Origin of the sequence: Nonomuraea sp. MG754425 (genome assembly GCF_021699195.1) — a bacterium.
Lineage (GTDB): Bacteria > Actinomycetota > Actinomycetes > Streptosporangiales > Streptosporangiaceae > Nonomuraea.
Map to the genome: position 1 here is coordinate 1 of NZ_SSXE01000347.1, position 4769 is coordinate 4769.

The window sequence follows — 4769 nt, forward strand, 5'->3', positions numbered from 1 at the left end:
CACCCAGACCCCGACCCCCACCGCCACGCCGACCGAGCCGGCCACTCCGACCCCCACGGAGAAGCCCACGGACAAGCCCACAGAGAAGCCAACAGACAAGCCGACGGACAAGCCCACGGGCGACCCCTCGGAAACCACGGGCTGAGGCAGACGGAACTTTACGTTACGTGAGCATATGGGCGGGAACTGTGTGCATAGAGTAACCATTGGTTTTCAGGGGGAGCTATGCGCGCGTTCCGGGCCGGGCTTCTCGTGGGCTGCCTGTTCGTGACTCTGTGCCCGCCGGTCGTGGCGGATCGGGGCCCCTCCTCGCACGACGTCAAGAAGGCGCGCGAGAGCGTACGTGAGCGCTCCAAGCAGCTCGGCCGGACCACCGCCGAGCTGGCCACCGCCCAGTCGCGGCTGGGCGAACTGGCGGCCGACGTCGGACGCCTCGTGGAGGCGTACAACGGGGAGGTCGTCCGGCAGCGGCTGGCCGAGCAGGCGTACGAGCAGGCCCAGGGCCGGCTGGCGGCGGCCGGCGTCGAGGTGGAGGCCGCCAGGCGCGACGTCGCGCTGCTCGCGGCCGAGACCTACAGCGGCCTGGTGATGTCGAACCCCACCATGGCCATCCTGCTCGACCGGGGCGGCCCGGACGGCTTCCTGCACCGCGCCGGGCTGCTGGGGCAGCTCAACGCCGAGCAGGCGGCGGTGCTGAACCGGCTGCGCGACGCCGAGGAGGTCGCCACCATCCTGCGCACCCAGGCGGCGGGAGCCTACGCCGCCCGGCAGGCGGCCACGGAGAGCGCCCGGCGGGCCAAACTGGCCGCCCAGGCGGCGGTGGCGCACCAGCGGCGCGAGACCAGGCAGCTCACGGCCCGCAGGAAGGAGCTCCAGCGCTCGGTGGACGCCGCCCGCACCCGCGCCCAGCTCCTGGCCAGGCGGCGCGCCGCCGCGCTGTCCGGGCTGGTCGCCGGCGGCTCGGCGATGGGCGACGTGGCCGCGAACTGGGCGCTCACCCAGCTCGGCAAGCCGTACGTGTGGGCGGCCGACGGGCCCGAGACCTACGACTGCTCAGGGTTGTCGATGCGGGCCTGGGAACGGGCGGGCGTCCGGCTCGACCACTGGACGGGCACCCAGTGGACCTCCGGCCCGCACGTGCCGCTGGACCAGCTCAAGCGCGGCGACCTGCTGTTCTTCGCGCACACCAGCGACCCGGCCACCATTCACCACGTCGGGATCTACGTCGGGCGCGGCCAGATGGTGCACGCCCCGCAGACCGGCGACGTGGTGCGGGTCGCCTCGATCTGGCGCGGGGACCTGGTGGGCGCCACCAGGCCCCGGTAAGGCGGGGTCAGTGATGCCCCTCCTCCTTGGCCCGGCGGAAGGAGCGCTCGATCTCGGCCTCGGCCTCGATGCGGCCCACCCAGTTGGCGCCCTCGACGGACTTGCCGGGCTCCAGGTCCTTGTAGACCTCGAAGAAGTGCTGGATCTCCAGCCGGTCGAACTCCGACACGTGATGGATGTCCTGGATGTGGTGCATCCGGGGGTCGGTGGACGGCACGCACAGCACCTTGTCGTCACCGCCCTTCTCGTCCGTCATCCGGAACATCCCCACCGCCCGGCACGTGATGTAACAGCCGGGGAACGTCGGCTCCTGGAGCAGCACCAGCGCGTCGAGCGGGTCGCCGTCCTCGCCGAGGGTGTGCTCGATGAAGCCGTAGTCGGCGGGGTACTGCGTGGAGGTGAACAGGAGCCGGTCAAGCCTGATCTTCCCGGTCTCGTGGTCCACTTCGTATTTGTTCCGTTGCCCCTTGGGAATCTCAACGACAACGTCGAACTCCACCGCGGTTCCTCCGCTCAGGCCCCCGGGTACCCCCGGCTGGGCGTTAATGTCTCGTAAGCGAACACAGGAGAGAGGGCGGGCGACGTGGCGCGGCGCGACCGGTGGGTGATGCTGACCACTCTCGCCGTGCTGCAGGCCCTCACGATCGTCATCGGCATCTACGCGATGACCACCGAGTTCAGCCTGAGTGCCCTGACGAGCGGGTCGTCACCGACCGAGCCGACTGCGTCACCGGCGGAAGGCACTCCCTCCGCCCCCGTCGTCACCGCGGGGCCTGTGCTGGCCCAGCTCCCGGTGAAGCCCGGGGACGGACCTCTCCCGACTAAGGGTACTTTGACGCGGCAGCTCGCAAGCGCCCTGGGTGACGATGCGCTCGGTGATCGGGTGGGAGTGGCGGTCATCGACACCGCCACCGGGGAGCAGCTCTTCGCGGCCGGCCCCGACACACCCGTCACTCCCGCCTCCACCACCAAGGTCATCACCTGCGCCGCCGCGCTGGCCGCGCTCGGCCCCGACACCCGCTTCGCCACCAGGGTGGTGCAGGGCGCTCAGCCGGGCGCCGTCGTCCTGGTCGGCGGGGGCGACCCCCTCCTCGCGGGCCCCGCGGCCAGGCGGGCCGACTACCCGAAGCAGGCGAGCCTGGTCACGCTCGCCGCCCGCACCGCCGCGACGCTCAAGGCACAGGGCGTGCGCAAGGTCACCCTCTCGTACGACACGTCGCTGTTCACCGGCCCCGCCAGGGCCCGTGGCTGGAAGCCCAACTACATCCCCGACGGCGAGGTGGCCCCCGTCTACGCCCTGACCATGGACGAAGGCCGCCAGGACCCCCGCTTCCGCAGCCCGCGCGTCACCGACCCGGCCCAGTACGCCGCCGACGCCTTCGCCAGGCAACTGGCCAAGCAGGGCATCGCGGTCGCCAAGTCCGTACGCCAGGCCAAGGCCCCGGCCGGCGCCGCCGAACTCGGCCGGGTGGACTCCGCCCCCCTCTACGCCCTCGTCGAGCACACCCTCACCCGCAGCGACAACGACATGGCCGAGGCGCTGCTGCGGCACGTCGCGATCAAGGAAGGCCAGCAGGCGTCCTTCGCGGGCGGCGGCACGGCGGTGGTCGCGGTCATGCGCCGCCTCGGCATCACCCAGGGCGTCTCGCTCGACGACGGCAGCGGCCTGTCCATCCGCAACCGCATCAGCCCGAACGCCCTGGCCAAGGCCATCGCCCTGTCCGGCTCCGCCGCCCAGCCCGGCCTGCACGCCATCGCCTCCGGCATGCCGATCGCCGGCTTCTCCGGCACGCTGGGCAACGGCCGCCGCTTCGTCGCCGGCGACAGCAAGGGCCAGGTCGGCCTGGTCCGCGCCAAGACCGGCACCCTCAACCACGTCAACACGCTGGCCGGCCTGGCCACCACGAAGGACGGGCGGCTGGTCACCTACGCGTTCATGGCCGACCGCGTGCCGGTCAACGCCGAGCCCGTGCTCGACCGGCTGGCGGCCATCGTCGCGCGTTCGTGAAGCGGGCTCCTTCGCAGCGTCGCCGAGAACCACGTACGGTGGACGTTATGCAGGTGATCGACTGGGATCTGGCCGTCACGACCGGCACGCGCCTGGTGCGCCCCGGCCCTCAGGTGAGCCGGGAGGAGGCCAGGCAGGCCGTCACCGAGCTCCGTACCCTGTCGCGCGAGGCCGAGGGCCACGTCCGGCAGTTCACCAAGATCCACACGGAGGCCGCGGTGCAGCCCGCGACCATCGTCGACCGGCCCGGCTGGATCAAGGCCAACGTCCAGGGCTTCCGGGTGGTGCTCGAACCGCTGACGCAGCGCATGGGCGGCGGCCCCAACCCGCCGCCGGCCATCGTCAGCGCCGTGGGCTCGCGCATCACGGGCGTCGAGGTCGGCGCCGTGCTGGCCTTCCTCGCCTCCCGCGTGCTCGGCCAGTACGAGCTCTTCCTGCCGCCCGACCCGACGGGCCAGGAGCCCGTCGGCCGGCTGACGCTCGTCGCGCCCAACATCGTGCACGCCGAACGCGAGCTGAACGTCAACCCCCACGACTTCCGCCTGTGGGTCTGCCTCCACGAGGAGACGCACCGGGTGCAGTTCACCGGGGTCACCTGGCTGCGCGAGTACGTGCGCTCGCAGATGACCGAGTTCCTGCTCGCCTCCGACCTCGACCTGCCCACCGTGCTCGAACGCCTGCGCAACGCCGCCGACACCGTGGCCGACGTGGTGCGTGGCGGTGAGGGCAACCTCATCGACGCCATCCAGTCGCCCGCCCAGAAGGAGATCCTCGACCGGCTGACCGCCGTGATGACCCTCGTGGAGGGCCACGGCGACTACGTCATGGACGCGGTGGGCCCGTCGGTGGTGCCGTCGGTGGCCGAGATCCGCGCCAAGTTCGGCCAGCGCCGCGAGGGCGGCTCCCGCGTCGATCGCACCGTGCGGCGACTGCTGGGCATCGAGGTCAAGATGAAGCAGTACGCGGAGGGGTCGGCCTTCGTCCACACCGTGGTGGACCGGGTGGGGATGGACGGCTTCAACAAGGTCTGGACGTCGCCGGAGACCCTCCCCACGACCACGGAGATCGCCGACCCGAACGCCTGGATCAGCCGCGTCATCGGCACCCCGGCCCTGCCCGCCTGACCCACGTCCCACCCCGCACCACTCGCACCACTCGCACCGCACTCATGAGCGCCCGCCGCCGGCCGACCCCGGCGGCCCGCGCCGTTCTCCCGACGGACCGGAGACGTCCGTCCTTGGCGTGCGCCTGAAAGGGCGCACCGTTCGAGCTGACGGAACCTGTCAAAGATTGGTCGAGCAGGCGTACCAGAATTGCGCTCTAAGCGATATCGGTGCGCTCGTGAAGCCGTTCGGGGTGGAGTTCCCGAGCCCCTCAGCGGCCCCTCGAACCCCACGCGAAACCCCGCCGCCCACTGCGCGGGCCGCCCGTATAC

The 4769-nt window shown here is 71.7% G+C and carries 4 protein-coding genes; 3 read left to right on the top strand and 1 reads right to left on the bottom strand.

The features are described from left to right. Positions 1-225 precede the first annotated feature (225 nt). Entirely contained in the window at positions 226-1326 is a 1101-nt protein-coding gene (locus FAF44_RS52060; RefSeq protein ID WP_237110926.1) for a C40 family peptidase, read from the top strand. Positions 1327-1333: 7 nt separating this feature from the next. On the opposite strand, the gene FAF44_RS52065 is transcribed toward FAF44_RS52060, so the two are convergent. Continuing rightward, positions 1334-1825 carry an inorganic diphosphatase gene (locus FAF44_RS52065; RefSeq protein ID WP_106243463.1) on the bottom strand — a complete coding sequence of 164 codons (492 nt, stop codon included), beginning with the start codon at positions 1823-1825 and terminating at the stop codon, positions 1334-1336. Between the two features lie 84 nt (positions 1826-1909). Here FAF44_RS52065 and dacB point away from each other — a divergent pair, with 84 nt between their 5' ends. Then, positions 1910-3334 (top strand): D-alanyl-D-alanine carboxypeptidase/D-alanyl-D-alanine-endopeptidase, encoded by a 1425-nt coding sequence (dacB, locus tag FAF44_RS52070; RefSeq protein ID WP_237110927.1) that lies wholly within the window; start codon positions 1910-1912, stop codon positions 3332-3334. Between the two features lie 47 nt (positions 3335-3381). Beyond that, positions 3382-4458 carry a zinc-dependent metalloprotease gene (locus FAF44_RS52075; protein WP_237110928.1) on the top strand — a complete coding sequence of 359 codons (1077 nt, stop codon included), beginning with the start codon at positions 3382-3384 and terminating at the stop codon, positions 4456-4458. Positions 4459-4769: the final 311 nt, after the last annotated feature.